The sequence below is a fragment of the uncultured Psychroserpens sp. genome, assembly GCF_947494225.1.
Classification (GTDB): Bacteria; Bacteroidota; Bacteroidia; order Flavobacteriales; family Flavobacteriaceae; genus Psychroserpens.
In genome coordinates this window covers 824046-839742 of sequence record NZ_CANLUG010000002.1, presented here as the reverse complement: position 1 = coordinate 839742, position 15697 = coordinate 824046, and the positions used below count along the sequence as shown (strand labels likewise).

At 35.0% G+C, this 15697-nt stretch carries 15 protein-coding genes and 5 tRNA genes; all 20 read right to left on the bottom strand.

Going from position 1 to position 15697, the window contains the following annotated elements; all coding sequences use genetic code 11:
• Positions 1-54: 54 nt before the first annotated feature.
• The 20 genes from rpoB to Q0893_RS07785 all read right to left on the bottom strand — a co-directional run bounded on the left by rpoB (position 55) and on the right by Q0893_RS07785 (position 15695).
• Positions 55-3867: a DNA-directed RNA polymerase subunit beta gene (gene rpoB / locus Q0893_RS07880; RefSeq protein ID WP_299274091.1), complete on the bottom strand. Its 3813-nt coding sequence runs from the start codon at positions 3865-3867 to the stop codon at positions 55-57.
• A 124-nt stretch (positions 3868-3991) separates the two neighbouring features.
• A complete protein-coding gene (gene rplL, locus Q0893_RS07875; protein WP_298900138.1) occupies positions 3992-4369 on the bottom strand; it encodes a 50S ribosomal protein L7/L12 in 378 nt (125 codons plus the stop codon).
• Between the two features lie 59 nt (positions 4370-4428).
• Positions 4429-4950, bottom strand: a complete 522-nt coding sequence (gene rplJ, locus Q0893_RS07870) for a 50S ribosomal protein L10 (protein ID WP_298900139.1) — start codon at positions 4948-4950, stop codon at positions 4429-4431.
• A 20-nt stretch (positions 4951-4970) separates the two neighbouring features.
• Positions 4971-5657, bottom strand: coding sequence for a 50S ribosomal protein L1 (gene rplA / locus Q0893_RS07865; RefSeq protein ID WP_298900140.1), 687 nt, complete (start codon positions 5655-5657; stop codon positions 4971-4973).
• A 12-nt stretch (positions 5658-5669) separates the two neighbouring features.
• A complete protein-coding gene (gene rplK / locus Q0893_RS07860; protein ID WP_298897373.1) occupies positions 5670-6110 on the bottom strand; it encodes a 50S ribosomal protein L11 in 441 nt (146 codons plus the stop codon).
• 74 nt (positions 6111-6184) lie between these two features.
• Positions 6185-6742: a transcription termination/antitermination protein NusG gene (gene nusG / locus Q0893_RS07855; protein ID WP_298900142.1), complete on the bottom strand. Its 558-nt coding sequence runs from the start codon at positions 6740-6742 to the stop codon at positions 6185-6187.
• A 15-nt stretch (positions 6743-6757) separates the two neighbouring features.
• Entirely contained in the window at positions 6758-6952 is a 195-nt protein-coding gene (gene secE, locus Q0893_RS07850) for a preprotein translocase subunit SecE (protein ID WP_298900143.1), read from the bottom strand.
• 15 nt (positions 6953-6967) lie between these two features.
• Positions 6968-7040, bottom strand: a tRNA-Trp gene (locus Q0893_RS07845).
• A 63-nt stretch (positions 7041-7103) separates the two neighbouring features.
• The gene (tuf, locus tag Q0893_RS07840; protein WP_298900144.1) at positions 7104-8291 is read right to left on the bottom strand and encodes an elongation factor Tu; all 1188 of its coding nucleotides are present in this window, start codon (positions 8289-8291) and stop codon (positions 7104-7106) included.
• 58 nt (positions 8292-8349) lie between these two features.
• Positions 8350-8421, bottom strand: a tRNA-Thr gene (locus Q0893_RS07835).
• Between the two features lie 58 nt (positions 8422-8479).
• A tRNA-Gly gene (locus Q0893_RS07830) sits at positions 8480-8552 on the bottom strand.
• A gap of 158 nt (positions 8553-8710) precedes the next feature.
• A tRNA-Tyr gene (locus Q0893_RS07825) sits at positions 8711-8792 on the bottom strand.
• Between the two features lie 54 nt (positions 8793-8846).
• Positions 8847-8920: transfer RNA gene (locus tag Q0893_RS07820), tRNA-Thr, on the bottom strand.
• A gap of 101 nt (positions 8921-9021) precedes the next feature.
• Positions 9022-9324 carry a ribosome-associated translation inhibitor RaiA gene (gene raiA / locus Q0893_RS07815; RefSeq protein ID WP_298900145.1) on the bottom strand — a complete coding sequence of 101 codons (303 nt, stop codon included), beginning with the start codon at positions 9322-9324 and terminating at the stop codon, positions 9022-9024.
• A gap of 27 nt (positions 9325-9351) precedes the next feature.
• Positions 9352-10242 carry a tyrosine-type recombinase/integrase gene (locus Q0893_RS07810; RefSeq protein ID WP_298900146.1) on the bottom strand — a complete coding sequence of 297 codons (891 nt, stop codon included), beginning with the start codon at positions 10240-10242 and terminating at the stop codon, positions 9352-9354.
• Between the two features lie 119 nt (positions 10243-10361).
• Positions 10362-10556, bottom strand: a complete 195-nt coding sequence (gene rpsU, locus Q0893_RS07805) for a 30S ribosomal protein S21 (RefSeq protein WP_230936960.1) — start codon at positions 10554-10556, stop codon at positions 10362-10364.
• Between the two features lie 95 nt (positions 10557-10651).
• Entirely contained in the window at positions 10652-12028 is a 1377-nt protein-coding gene (locus Q0893_RS07800) for an alpha-amylase (RefSeq protein WP_299274080.1), read from the bottom strand.
• A gap of 119 nt (positions 12029-12147) precedes the next feature.
• Positions 12148-13575: a carboxypeptidase-like regulatory domain-containing protein gene (locus Q0893_RS07795; RefSeq protein ID WP_299274077.1), complete on the bottom strand. Its 1428-nt coding sequence runs from the start codon at positions 13573-13575 to the stop codon at positions 12148-12150.
• Between the two features lie 50 nt (positions 13576-13625).
• A complete protein-coding gene (locus Q0893_RS07790) occupies positions 13626-14792 on the bottom strand; it encodes an acyl-CoA dehydrogenase family protein (RefSeq protein WP_299274074.1) in 1167 nt (388 codons plus the stop codon).
• Positions 14793-14813: 21 nt separating this feature from the next.
• On the bottom strand, positions 14814-15695 hold the full coding sequence (locus Q0893_RS07785; protein ID WP_299274072.1) for a helix-hairpin-helix domain-containing protein: 882 nt from the start codon (positions 15693-15695) through the stop codon (positions 14814-14816).
• Positions 15696-15697 lie beyond the last annotated feature (2 nt).

Here is a 15697-nt window from a genome sequence, read left to right as displayed (position 1 = left end):
GTGGTTACCGTATGGACAGCTCGAAAGCTGTCCTTACTAGCAAAATTTTTCAAATTATTCTTCTAATCTAATATCTAATCCTAATCCTTTCAATTCGTGCATAAGTACGTTGAAAGATTCAGGTAGTCCTGGTTCTGGCATTGGCTCTCCTTTTACGATTGCTTCGTAAGTTTTAGCTCTACCAATAACATCATCAGATTTTACTGTTAAGATTTCACGTAATGTACTTGACGCTCCATAAGCCTCAAGTGCCCAAACCTCCATCTCACCAAAACGCTGACCACCAAATTGTGCTTTACCACCTAAAGGTTGTTGCGTAATTAATGAGTATGGTCCAATTGAACGTGCGTGCATCTTATCGTCAATCATATGACCTAGTTTAATCATATAAATCACACCTACTGTTGCTGGTTGATCAAAACGATCTCCTGTTCCACCGTCATATAAGTATGTATGACCAAATCTTGGCACATCTGCTTCATCTGTAAACGCATTAATTTGATCTAAGGTAGCACCATCAAAAATTGGAGTCGCGTATGTACGACCTAATTTTTGTCCGGCCCATCCTAAAACAGTTTCGTATATCTGTCCGATGTTCATACGAGATGGTACACCTAATGGATTTAATACGATATCAACTGGCGTTCCATCTTCTAAGAATGGCATATCTTCTTGACGAACAATACGTGCAACAATACCTTTGTTACCGTGACGTCCTGCCATTTTATCACCTACTTTTAGTTTACGTTTTTTAGCAACATAAACCTTAGCTAGTTTGATAATACCTGCTGGTAATTCATCACCTACAGAAATTGTAAACTTCTCACGACGTAATGATCCTTGAAGGTCATTTTCTTTAATTTTATAGTTGTGAATTAAATCTGCAACTAAAGAATTTAAGTGATCGTCTGTTGTCCAAGTTCCTGAAGTTAAATGTGTATAATCATCGACAGCGTTTAACATCTTAAGTGTATATTTCTTTCCTTTTGGAATGATTTCTTCACCTAAGTCATTATAGATACCTTGTGCCGTTTTACCATTAACAAGAGCAAATAATTTATCGACTAAAACAGCCTGTAAATCATCAAACTTCTTGTAATAGATATTTTCTAATGCTTCAATATCTTCTTTATCTTTTGCTCTCTTGCGCTTGTCTTTTATTGCTCTCGAGAATAATTTTTTCTCAATAACAACACCATGTAATGAAGGAGAAGCTTTTAACGACGCATCTTTTACGTCTCCTGCTTTATCTCCAAAGATAGCACGTAGTAACTTTTCTTCTGGTGTAGGGTCAGATTCTCCTTTAGGTGTAATCTTACCAATAAGAATATCACCAGGCTTAATCTCAGCACCAATTCTAATCATACCATTTTCATCAAGGTCTTTTGTAGCCTCTTCTGAAACATTAGGAATATCATTAGTTAGTTCTTCATTACCTAATTTAGTATCTCTAACTTCTAATGAATATTCATCGATATGAATAGAAGTAAATATATCGTCACGAACTACTTTTTCAGAAATTACAATCGCATCCTCAAAGTTGTAACCTTTCCAAGGCATGAATGCCACTTTCATGTTACGACCTAATGCCAATTCTCCATTTTCAGTAGCATAACCTTGACAAAGTACTTGTCCTTTTTTAACCTTATCACCTTTCTCAACGATTGGTTTTAGGTTGATAGATGTACCTTGATTCGTTTTTCTAAATTTCACTAGTGGATACGTTTTAGTATCACTATCAAAACTTACCATCGCTTCCTCATCTGTACGTTCGTACCTTATTGTGATTTCGTTTGCATCTACATACTCTACAACTCCATTTCCTTCAGCATTGATTAATACTCTAGAATCTGAAGCCACTTGACGCTCAAGACCAGTTCCAACGATTGGTGCTTGTGGGCGTAATAGTGGTACAGCTTGACGCATCATGTTAGATCCCATCAATGCACGGTTGGCATCATCATGTTCTAAGAACGGAATCAATGATGCAGAAATTGATGCAATCTGATTAGGCGCAACATCTGTATAATGTACATTAGCTGGATCAATTACAGGGAAATCACCTTCTTGACGTGCAATAATTTTGTCTTCAAGGATTTTTCCATTGTCATCAACACGAATATTCGCCTGAGCGATTAACATGTCTTCCTCTTCTTCTGCACTTAAATATGTAGGTGCATTTTTAATATCTACAACACCACCATCTGCTTTTCTATAAGGTGTTTCAATGAATCCCATTGAATTCACTTTAGCATATACCGATAAAGATGAAATTAATCCAATGTTTGGTCCTTCAGGAGTTTCAATTGGACATAATCTTCCGTAGTGCGTATAGTGAACATCACGAACCTCAAAACCTGCTCTTTCTCTAGATAAACCTCCTGGTCCTAAAGCTGATAAACGACGTTTATGCGTAATCTCTGCCAATGGATTGGTTTGATCCATAAACTGAGATAATTGGTTTGTTCCAAAGAATGAATTAATAACAGACGATAATGTCTTTGCATTAATTAAATCAATTGGAGTAAATACTTCGTTATCACGAACATTCATACGTTCACGAATAGTACGAGCCATACGTGCTAAACCAACACCAAATTGAGATGATAATTGTTCTCCTACTGTACGTACACGACGGTTAGATAAGTGATCAATATCATCAATCTCTGCTTTAGAATTGATAAGTTCGATTAAGTATTTTATAATAGTAATGATATCCTCTTTGGTAAGCACTTGCTTATCCATTCCAATATCCAGTCCTAATTTTTTATTCATTCTATAACGACCTACTTCACCCAAAGAGTAACGTTGGTCTGAAAAGAATAACTTGTCAATTATACCACGTGCTGTTTCCTCATCTGGCGGCTCAGCATTACGTAATTGACGATAGATATGTTCAACAGCTTCTTTTTCAGAATTTGTTGGATCTTTTTGTAATGTATTATGAATAATTGCGTAATCTCCTTGCTGTGATGTTTCTTTATGTAAAAGAATAGTTTTCACACCTGCTTCAAGAATTTCTTCAATATTGTCTTTATCTATAACAGTATCACGATCTAATACAATTTCGTTACGCTCGATAGATACAACCTCTCCAGTATCTTCATCTACGAAATCTTCATGCCATGTATTTAACACACGTGCAGCTAGCTTACGATCGATTACTTTTTTAAGTCCAGATTTTGATACTTTAACCTCTTCGGCAAGATCAAAAATCTCAAGAATATCTTTATCGCGTTCAAAACCGATAGCTCTAAAAAGTGTTGTTACAGGTAACTTTTTCTTTCTATCGATATAAGCATACATTACTTGATTGATATCTGTAGCGAATTCAATCCAAGATCCTTTAAATGGGATAACTCTTGCAGAATATAATTTAGTACCATTAGCATGGAACGACTGGCTAAAGAATACACCAGGTGATCTATGTAATTGTGATACTACAACGCGCTCTGCACCATTGATACAGAAAGTTCCGCTAGGAGTCATGTAAGGAATAGTTCCTAAATATACGTCTTGAACAATCGTTTCAAAGTCTTCATGTTCTGGATCTGTACAATACAGTTTTAGACGTGCTTTAAGTGGCACACTGTATGTAAGTCCTCTTTCGATACATTCTTCAATTGTATATCTAGGTGGATCAATAAAATAATCCAAGAATTCTAATACAAATTGGTTACGAGTATCTGTAATTGGAAAGTTTTCCATGAAGGTATTGTATAGTCCTTCATTTCCTCTTTCTTCTGATTTTGTCTCTAACTGGAAAAAATCCTGGAAGGATTTGATTTGAATATCCAAGAAATCTGGATATTCAGTTCTGTTTACTATGGAAGAGAAATTTAATCTTTCAGCTGTATTTGCTAACATCGATGAACGAGATTTTGATTAAAAAATTTACTAGTTTATTTGTGCACCTTTTTATACACAAAAGGGTTTAGGTCATTCCGAGTGTTTCGGAAGACCTAAACCATAATTTGTAGGTTTGTTAAGCTTACTTAAGCTCAACCTCCGCTCCTGCTTCTTCTAATTGAGATTTTAGAGCTTCAGCTTCGTCTTTAGCAACACCTTCTTTGATAGCACTTGGTGCTTCGTCTACTAAACCTTTAGCTTCTTTTAATCCTAAACCAGTTAATTCTTTAACTAATTTTACAACAGCTAATTTAGAACCACCTGCTGCTTTAAGGATTACGTCGAATTCTGTTTTTTCTTCAGCTGCGTCTCCACCTGCTGCTCCGCCACCTGCTGCTACTGCTACTGCTGCTGCTGCTGGTTCGATACCATATTCGTCTTTTAATATTGTAGCTAATTCATTAACTTCTTTTACTGTTAAATTAACTAATTGTTCTGCGAAATCTTTTAAATCTGCCATTTTCTATCGTTTTAATAATTTTAATAAAATATAATTTGTTTAAGTGCGTACTTATTTGATTATCCTTCTTTTTCGGATAATGTTTTGATAATACCTGCAATTGTTCCACCACCTGATTTAAGTGCTGAAATAACATTCTTAGCTGGCGATTGTAATAATCCAACAATCTCTCCTATCAACTCTTCTTTAGACTTGATATCAACTAACATGTCTAATTGATCATCGCCAATGTAAACTGCCTCTTCAATAAAAGCTCCTTTAAGCAACGGCTTTTCAGATTTTTTACGGAAGTTCTTAATTACTTTAGCTGGAGCGTTACCAGTTTCAGAATACATTACAGAGGTATTACCTTTTAAAACTGTAGGAAGTTCTCCGAAATCTCTATCAGAGGCCTCCATAGCTTTAGTTAATAATGTATTTTTTACTACGTTTAATTGTACGTTTGCTTTGTAACAAGCACGACGTAAATCTGAAGTGCTACCTGCGTTTAATCCAGATATATCTGTTAAATAGATATTTGTATTATCTGCTAACTGTGCAGTTAACTCTTCAATTACTTGTGATTTTTCTTCTCTTGTCATAATATTAAAGATTTAACTACTTAACTAAATTTAGGATCAATTGCAATACTAGGACTCATTGTGCTTGACATGAAAATACTTTTCATATAAACACCTTTAGACGCAGTTGGTTTTAATTTATTTAACGTTGATAATAACTCATTTGCGTTACCAACTAATTTTTCAGCACTAAAAGATGCTTTTCCAATTGGAGCGTGAACGATTCCTGTTTTATCTACTTTAAAATCAATTTTACCAGCTTTCACCTCAGATACTGCTTTAGCAACATCCATAGTAACTGTTCCTGTTTTTGGGTTTGGCATAAGACCTCTTGGTCCTAATACTCTACCTAACGGTCCTAGTTTCCCCATGATAGCAGGCATGGTAACGATAACGTCAACATCTGTCCAGCCACCTTTGATTTTCTCTAGGTACTCATCTAATCCTACGTAATCTGCTCCTGCCGCTTTAGCTTCCTCTTCTTTATCTGGAGTAACTAATGCAAGAACTTTCATGTCTTTACCTGTTCCGTGAGGAAGAGATACTACACCTCTTACCATTTGATTTGCTTTACGAGGATCTACTCCAAGTCTTACAGCTAAATCTACAGAGGCATCAAACTTTGTATACGTAATTTCCTTTAATAATGCCGAAGCTTCTTCTAGAGAGTATAATTTATTCTTCTCTACTTTAGCTCTTGCTTCTTTTTGTTTTTTTGTTATTGCCATTTCAAATCGTTTTTAGTTAGGAGCTTCTCCGCCTCTAACAGTGATACCCATTGATCTTGCAGTTCCTGCAACCATCTTCATTGCAGAGTTTACACTAAATGCATTTAAATCTTGCATTTTGTCTTCTGCGATAGCTTTCACTTGATCCCAAGTTACTTTTGCTACTTTCTTTCTGTTCGGTTCACCAGATCCTTTTTTTACTTTGGCCGCTTCCAATAATTGTACCGCAGCTGGAGGAGTCTTGATAACAAAGTCGAACGACTTGTCTTTGTAAACTGAAATTACAACTGGAAGAACTTTACCAGGTTTATCCTGAGTTCTAGCGTTGAATTGCTTACAAAATTCCATAATATTAACTCCAGCAGCTCCTAAAGCGGGTCCAACCGGTGGCGACGGATTCGCAGCACCTCCCCGAACTTGTAATTTAACTACTTTACCTAATTCTTTTGCCATTTTAAAAATTTTAGTTTTGTATATCCTTTATTGTGGAAGCAAAAAAGATATACTATCTATATTTGTAACAATTATTATACTTTTTCAACTTGCATATAACTTAATTCTAACGGTGTCTTTCTTCCGAAGATCTTAACCATTACTTCAAGTTTACGCTTTTCTTCATTTATCTTTTCAATAGTACCATCAAATCCGTTAAAAGGACCGTCGATAACTTTCACTGTTTCTCCTAGCGTGTAAGGTATTGCTACATTTGCATCTGCATCAACAGCTAATTCATCAACCTTACCTAGCATTCTATTTACTTCAGCTTGTCTTAATGGCACAGGATCACCTCCTTTTGTTTCACCTAAAAAACCTATAACATTAGTAATAGATTTAATAATATGAGGAATCTCACCACTTAAGTTAGCCTGAATCATAATATATCCAGGAAAATAAACACGTTCTTTATTTATCTTCTTTCCATTACGAATCTGGATTACTTTTTCTGTTGGAACTAATACTTGGTCAACATAATCCTCTAACCCTAATCTCGAAATTTCATTTTCGATATAGGCTTTGATTTTATTTTCTTGACCACTTACAGCTCTAACAACGTACCATTTTTTATTTACATTAGTTTCAGACATCCTCTTCTGTGTTGTTTAGTTCATTAAAGTAAAGTAAGCCTCAATGACTTTACTAAAAACAGTATCAACTCCCCAAATAGCCAATGAGAATATGATTGAAAATACAGCGACTAATACGGTTAAGCTTTGCCCCTCTGCCAATGTTGGCCAAGACACATTATTCTTTAACTCGTCAAAAGATTCTTTTATATAATTTACAATTCCTGCCATTTGATTTTTAATTTGCACGGGTTGAGAGACTCGAACTCCCGACACCTGGTTTTGGAGACCAGTGCTCTACCAACTGAGCTAAACCCGTAAATATAAATCAAGGCGTTCCGACAAATCGGAACACCTTAATTAATATTTATTTGATAAATATTTAGTCTAAAATTTCAGTAACCTGACCTGCACCTACTGTTCTACCACCTTCACGGATTGCGAAACGTAAACCAACGTTCATTGCAATTGGTTGAATTAATTCAACAGTGATAGTAAGGTTATCTCCAGGCATTACCATTTCAACTCCATCAGGAAGCGCAATGTTTCCAGTTACGTCAGTTGTACGTACGTAGAACTGTGGACGGTAGTTGTTATGGAATGGAGTGTGACGTCCACCTTCTTCTTTCTTAAGGATATAAACCTCAGCTTTAAATTTAGCGTGTGGTGTTACAGATCCTGGCTTAGTAATAACCATACCTCTAGAGATTTGAGTTTTCTCAATACCTCTTAATAAGATACCAGCGTTATCTCCAGCTTCTCCTCTATCAAGGATTTGACGGAACATTTCAATACCAGTAATAGTAGATGTTAATTTCTCAGCACCCATACCAATGATCTCAACTGGATCACCTGTATTTGCAACACCTGTTTCGATACGACCTGTAGCAACAGTTCCACGACCAGTAATTGAGAATACATCTTCAATTGGCATTAAGAATGGCTTATCCATATCACGTACTGGCTCTTCGATCCAGCTATCAACAGCTTCCATTAATTCCATTACCGTATCTACCCACTTTTGCTCACCATTAAGTGCACCTAAAGCAGAACCAGCGATTACAGGACCATTATCTCCATCATACTCATAGAATGATAATAAATCTCTGATTTCCATCTCTACTAATTCTAATAACTCTTCATCATCAACCATATCCACTTTATTCATGAATACAACTATACGTGGAATACCTACCTGACGTCCTAAAAGGATGTGCTCACGAGTTTGTGGCATTGGACCATCTGTAGCAGCTACAACTAAAATAGCACCATCCATTTGAGCAGCACCAGTTACCATGTTCTTTACGTAATCGGCGTGACCTGGACAGTCAACGTGAGCGTAATGACGATTTGATGTTTGATACTCTACGTGAGATGTGTTAATTGTTATACCTCTCTCTTTTTCTTCAGGAGCGTTATCGATAGTATCGAAATCTCTTGCTTCAGATAAACCTGCATCAGCTAATACTTTAGTAATAGCAGCAGTTAAAGTTGTTTTACCGTGATCTACGTGTCCAATAGTACCAATGTTTAAGTGTGGTTTTGAACGATCGAAAGTTGCCTTTGCCATTGTTTAATTTATTTAATCTTATTTATATTAGTGTTCAATTTAATTTTAATTCGAAAAGAGCCAATGACGAGATTTGAACTCGTGACCTCTTCCTTACCAAGGAAACGCTCTACCCCTGAGCTACACCGGCGTAAAGTGTTTACTTCCTCATTTATTAAATGAGATTCCTGCCTTCGCAGGAATTTTTGAGCGGGAGACCGGGTTCGAACCGGCGACATTCAGCTTGGAAGGCTGACGCTCTACCAACTGAGCTACTCCCGCTTTTATAATCTTTTTACTGATTATAGGTTTTCAATATTTCAAATTGGATCACCTCGCGTTGTTCGGTGATCCTAGATTGAGTTAACAATCCAAGCAATTTTTTAATTCTGTTTTATCAAAAGCTAACTTTTGACAACTTCCTTATTAAAAATTGTTTGTGGGGAGAGCAGGATTCGAACCTGCGAAGACGTAGTCAGCAGATTTACAGTCTGCCCTCGTTGGCCGCTTGAGTATCTCCCCAATTTTAAAGAACTTTTGCTAAATCTAACACTTGTTATTTCTAGACTTTTTTAGAGCCGATGGAGGGACTCGAACCCACGACCTGCTGATTACAAATCAGCTGCTCTAGCCAGCTGAGCTACATCGGCTTTTCTATAACTTTTTCGCTATAAAAAAAGCCCGCTATTTCTAACGGACTGCAAATGTAAAGATTTATTTATTTATTCAAAACATTTTTTGAAAAATTTTATCAGATATGTGCTCTTAATTTTTCTTTTCGCTTTTTTAGCTGTCTTTCTAGAGACGAAACTGCCATATCTGTTCCTTCTTCAAATGTTTTACATTGTTTTTTCACAATAAAACTATCTCCTGGAACTTTAACGCGTGCTTCAAAAATTTTATTCTCTTTGTCACTTGTGTTTTCAACTTTCAAATACACGTCAGATTGAATGACCTTATCATAAAACATATCTAGTTTATCCATTCGTTTTTGAATAAAGTCAATGAGCTTTCTGTCTGCGCTGAAATTTACAGATTGTGTGTTTACCTTCATAATCGTTCTTTTATTGGTTAGACAATATTATTTTTTACTTCTTGGGTGTGTATTAGAATACACTTTTTTTAATTCTGCTATACTGTTATGAGTATAGACTTGTGTTGCTGCTAAACTTGAATGACCAAGGAGTTCTTTCACAGCATTTAGGTTTGCACCTTGATTAAGCAAATGAGTCGCAAATGAGTGCCTCAATATATGCGGACTTCTTTTCACTTTGGTAGATACCTTACTAAAGTAGTCATTTATAATTCTGTAAACAAGAGTTTCATAAATTTTAACCCCTTTTTTAGTTAAAAATAAATAGGAATGATCTACTATAGTTTCTAAACTCTTTCTCTGATCTAAATAGTCTTTGATTGTATCTATCACAGAATCAATTAACGGAATGATTCGTTCCTTATTTCTTTTCCCTAATACTTTTAACGATTTATTAGACATATCAACATCTGATAATTTCAGTTGAACCAATTCTATTCTTCGAATTCCTGTAGCATAAAACAACTCTATTATTAATCTATTCCTTAAACCTTCATAATCTTTTGCAGATTGCAACTCTTCGATAACCTCTTTCATTTCAGTTTCTGAGAATGGCACCTGAACTTTTTTACTCACCTTTAATGCTTTGTGTTTGGCTAATGGATTTATAGTAATTTGTTTCGTTTTAAGCAGAAACTTATAATAGGTGTTTAAGGAAGATATTTTTCTATTGATGCTTCTATTGGTGATTTGACTTTCGACAAGATGAACAATCCAATTTCTAATTTGTTGATAATTTACCGTATCTATATTATCTGTATCAAACTGAGACCATATAAACCCTTGAAATTCTTTTAGGTCATTGATATAGGCTTTCAATGTTAATTTTGAATAATTTCTTTCCAGTAATAAATAGTCTGAAAATGCTTTGAAAGTCATAGTAATGGTATTAACTCTTGAAGTGTATCTTAAATGTACAACCTTTTATTTGAACTTCACTAATGCTCAAAAAAAATCCTGCTAAAATTTAGCAGGATTTATATGATAAAAAACACGTGTTATACAGCTTCTTGATCTCTAAGACCTTGAACATACTGTGCTTTTTGTATTTGTGCTCTACGTGCAATTGAAGGTTTTGTAAATTGCTTGCGCTCTTGCAACTGGTTTTTAACCGTTGTCTTCACAAACTTACGCTTGTAACGTTTTAACGCTCTATCTATATTTTCTCCTTCTTTAACTGGAATTATTAACATAGTTCTTAACCTCCTCTCTTTTAGATTTTTTAAGGCTGCAAATATAGGAACAAATTTAATATGCACAACTAAAAAAAATAAATTTTAACTCAGCACTATTTCACAGACCAAACGGAATAACTTTTAGGAGGTGCTTGTATCTTAACCCATTTACCATATTGAGTTGTTGGCTCCCAGTTAGAATGACCTGTAAAATCTTTAATAACAGTATTTGACCAATTCGTTTCTACCCAGCGTTCTTGCCAGTTGTCTGAGTTATTAATATATACAACTAAACCTGGGCCATTATAGCCATTTCTCCTTGCAACATATTCATCATTATCTGTATGCAAGATCGTAGTATTACCGCTGGCCAAATTATTATGTATCCAAATGAGATTGTTTAGACGTTCCTTATTTAACCATTCTTCATAATCTCTATAGAAAATGGTAGGATACCCTTCGTGAGTCAAAATATAGGCATAAGCTAAGATCTTATTATTAATGATTTCATCGGTATCGTGGTTAGTAACAAAAGTGACAGCTCTTGATGCATTTTGTTTCCAAAGCATATTATCGTTTAAAGCATTTAAGTTATTACCCATAAATGCATCTCTCATTTTATAGTAGCAAGCAAAATCAAAAGCACTTACCTCTGCTGCGTTCGTCCACCAATCTAGAGTTGATACATTACTATCCCAATATTCGCCAACCGAAAAACCACCTACTTCGTTTTTCCAATCTTTTACTACCCAAGGCTCAAAACCTTTCACATAATCAAAACGCCACCCATCAAAACCAATAACATCTCTATAATATTTTGCAACACTATTAGAGTTTTTCCAAAGCCAATCTTGAACATAAGTTTGGTGATGACACAAATCTGGAAAACCACCAAAGATTCCAGTGTCATTTGAATGTATATTATTAGGATGAAAATCTGATGACGATCTATAGAAATTACCAGAAAGCGGGTTGAAATCTGTATAAGTATTTCCTCCAGTATAAGGATTAGCCTCTGTGTCTCCTCCACTGTTATGATTAATAACAATATCTGCAATAACACTAAGTCCGTTTTGATGAGCGGTACTTATCATCGTTGTGAGTTCGGTTCTGGATCCAAAACGTGTTTCAATGCTTCCCATTTGATTGTATTCTCCAAAATCGTAATAATCAAAAGGGTCGTATCCCATTGAAAATGGTCCGTTTTGGGCTTTAGTCGCAGGTGGAAGCCAAATAGCATCTATTCCAGCATTACTCCAATCTGCTACTTTTGAGTTTATGGTATTCCACCAAGTCCCACCTGACGGAACATCCCAATAGAAAGCCTGCATCATAACGCCTTCACCAATTGGTTTTAATCCGGCGCGTTGAACAATTTCATTATTTTCTTTTTGCTGAATAGGGTCTTCCGAGCTAGGAAGGCTTTCTTTTTCACAATTAAAAAGGCACAACATTACTAATGCCATACCACAACATTTAAGGTTTTTCATAAGATTTAAGATTTGGTTACGTAAAAAAGTTACATAATTCTATAACTAAACCAAAATCTAAAAGTTTACGAAAACGTTTTCGTGTTAATAAGTAAGTGGTTTTAAGTCTTAAAACCTCTCTAATCTTTAAAAAGTGATGCTCTCTGACTTAAATCTTCAATCATTTTTTCATCCTCTTCGCTCTCAAGAAGGATATTATAATTTTTCCAAAAGGCTTTGTTATAAGGTTTTGGCGAAAAAATATCCATATCCCATTCGCCATCCAAAGTTGTCTTTATAACCTCTTTATCTAAGATGATTTCAGAAAAGAGAATTTCTTGAACTGTGTAATAATAACGTTCCTCTTTATTGTAGCGTTCTTTTTCTTCGTCACTTACTTTTTCATCGGCTTTAAAGCCAACGTTAACTAATTTAGGAGTTTCGTAATAAATGTAATTGGGATACATTTTATCTTCGTATTCTATATACGTGATAATTAATTTATGATTCGTTTGCGTGTCAAACAAGCGTTTACTTCTTACTTTTTGAGCATCTGAGGCAGCTACAAGTTCGTACTCTATCTTTTTTATAGCATAATTATCATAATAGATATACAACCAACCATTGGCAACGTAGCCTTCATTAAAAATACCTTTAGTACCAAGTCCAACAAAATCTGTACTTTCTGAAATTTTAATTTTATAGATTTTTCGATCATTATCCACCAAAATTGTATCCAATTCAAATTGATGTTTATCTAGGATATTCTCTCCAAATAAGGCTTTTGCATCATTTGAATTACGAAGCAAATTCAATTTGCCTTGAAAGATATTCTGAAGCCCGTTCACTCTATTGTCATTCCATTTTATGGCGTCTACTAATTGAGATGTACGCAACTGACTCCGTCTTACGTCTTTAGGTTTTAAACGTCTACTTCTTGTACTTTGATTTTTATAAGACACGTATGAAAATATACTATCCACATCCCTAAGGTCGTAGCTCTTTCTCATTTGATCTACATTAATTTTTAAGTAATCTGAACTTTTAGAACCATAACCAGAATCATAGACCGTTATCGCACTTTCAATAAGCCATTTAAACTCAATTTTATTTCGTTCTTTATGTCTTAAGAATCCTTTTTGTATGTATGCAGAGTCTGGCAAATTATTAGAGAGCTTTTCCATGGCTCTTAGTACAATCTCATTCCCTGTTTTTGGGCGCGTTTCTGCTATAAGAACAATCTCATCCAATGACGCCACATCTTCTTCTAAATAAACATCAACTGTATTATCAAATTCGTTTACAGGTATCTTGTAACTTTTGTATCCAATTGATGAAATAATTAAGGTATCTTTTGCAAATTCTTGTGGGACTTGAAGTAGAAACTTTCCGTCAGAATTACTCACGGTACCAATAGTTGTATTCTTTACATAAATACTAGCACTTTCAATAGGTAAGAGCGTTCCAAAGTCAACAATTTTATTTTTGACTTCTGTTTGTGAGAATACTGTGGTTGTTATTAGCAATATTCCTAGTGCTAAACAATGTTTTAAAAATTTAATTCCCATTCTAAGCATGTTATTTAATTGATGAGCCAGTATCTCTTCCTGAGATTATATCAGGTAGCGGGTTTGTAATCTTTATCATCGATTACCATCTTCGCAATTATTTCTCTAAGGATCTCCGAGGTTCCACCTCCTATTGGTCCTAATCTACTATCACGTAACAATCTTGCCATTGGATACTCTTCCATATATCCATAGCCTCCTAAAAATTGGAGACATTGATAAATGACTTCATCAGCCATTTTAGTAGAGCGCAATTTAGAAATTGTTGCTTCCTTTACTACATATTCTCCTTTATCTAATCTGCTAGCAACAGTATAGTTAAATTCCTTGCACATCGTCATGTCGGCATAACAATCTGCAAACGTATGACGTAAGGCTTGAAATTTATTAATAGACTTTCCAAAGGCTTGTCTTTCGCTCATATAAGTTTTAGCATAATCTAGAGCAAATTCTGCTCTTGCATGTGCATTAATTCCCATGATTAGGCGTTCTAAAGCAAAGTGCTGCATAATGTAAGGAAACCCTTTATTTTCTTCACCCATTAAATTAGATGCTGGAATTTTTACATTATCAAAAGCAATCTCTCCTGTATCAGAAGCTCTCCATCCTAATTTATCTAGTTTTGTTGCAGAAACTCCAGGCAAATCGCGATCCATTATAAATATACTAATGCCTTTATTACCAAGTTCAGGGTTTGTTTTTGCAGCTACAACGAGATAATCACTATATACGCCATTTGTAATGAACGTTTTTGAACCGTTAATCACGTAACTATCACCTTCTTTAACGGCAGTAGTTCTCATTCCTGCTACATCACTACCTCCAAAAGGTTCGGTAATACATAGACACCCTATTTTATCACCTGTAATACTAGGTGCTAAATATTTTTCTTTGATTGCATGATCTCCTTCTTTATTAACATGTGTCATTGCCAAATAAGCATGCGCCCAAATTGCAGCCGCGAATCCTCCAGAGTTTATCTTTTGGAGTTCTTCAAGCAAAATCACGGTGTAAAACAAATCGAGATCCATACCACCATAAGCTTCAGGATATGCCAATCCGAAAAACCCCATTTCACCAAATTTCTTCCAGATGAAACGTTCAATATGTCCAGTTTCTTCCCATTTATCTAGATGTGGAACAACTTCTTTTTGTAAAAAATCCTTTAAACTTTGTCGAAATAATTCATGTTCTTCTGTGAAGTACATACTGCTCATGGTCTGCTTTTTTAGTGATCATTAATCGAATGTCAAATATAGCTTAATTATCTCACTTTTTTTAACAGGAAAACCTTTAACTTTTGTTAATTCATCGAAAGATTTAAATCCCTCTCGTAGTGTACGTTGCTCGATGATATGATAAGCAATCTCGTAGTCGATATATTTTATGGTTACCAATTCGTCAATTGTAGCTGTATTTATATTTAATTTTGAAATGGGTTTTGCAGACTTTACTGTAAACTCATTGAGCACTCGCTCTATAACCTCTGGAGACAGACCATACACTTCTTGAAGCTGAACGTCTGCAATAAAACCACCTGAACGGTCTCTGTATTTAACAATACGCTCAGACAACTTTTCACCAATGCCATTGACCCGTTTTAGCTGAGCTGCCGAAGCTGTATTCAAATCTATCTTCTGTTCATAATCTTTGGGCTTCGAATCGTATGTATATGAGGTTTGATACTTTATTTTTGACTTCGGGTTTGTAACCCAATCTGGAAACTTAAAGTAAGGAGATATTTTAGCTAATAAGGTGTCAGATATCTTTGTTATTTTCTGAAATTCTTTAGCAGAATTCACCCACTTATTAGCATTTCTGAAAGTATGCAACCTGTCAATCTCTTCATTAGACATGCCAAGTGTATAGCCTTTATAGTCGGTAATAAAATTAGGGTTGAACGGATATATTTTAGGTTTAGTTTCTTCAAGTTTTACTAAGTTTAAAGAATCTACTTCAGCTCTAAATTGTGCTACAATTTCTGTGTTGTCATCATACTTTTCCGAAGAAAAATCAACTGTAAAGTAAATAACTTGGAGCACCAATATGAGTACTACCAACAAAAAAATCCCACTCCGTTGTTGTTTAGTAAACGTGAAGTGGGATTTTATATTTTTCATTT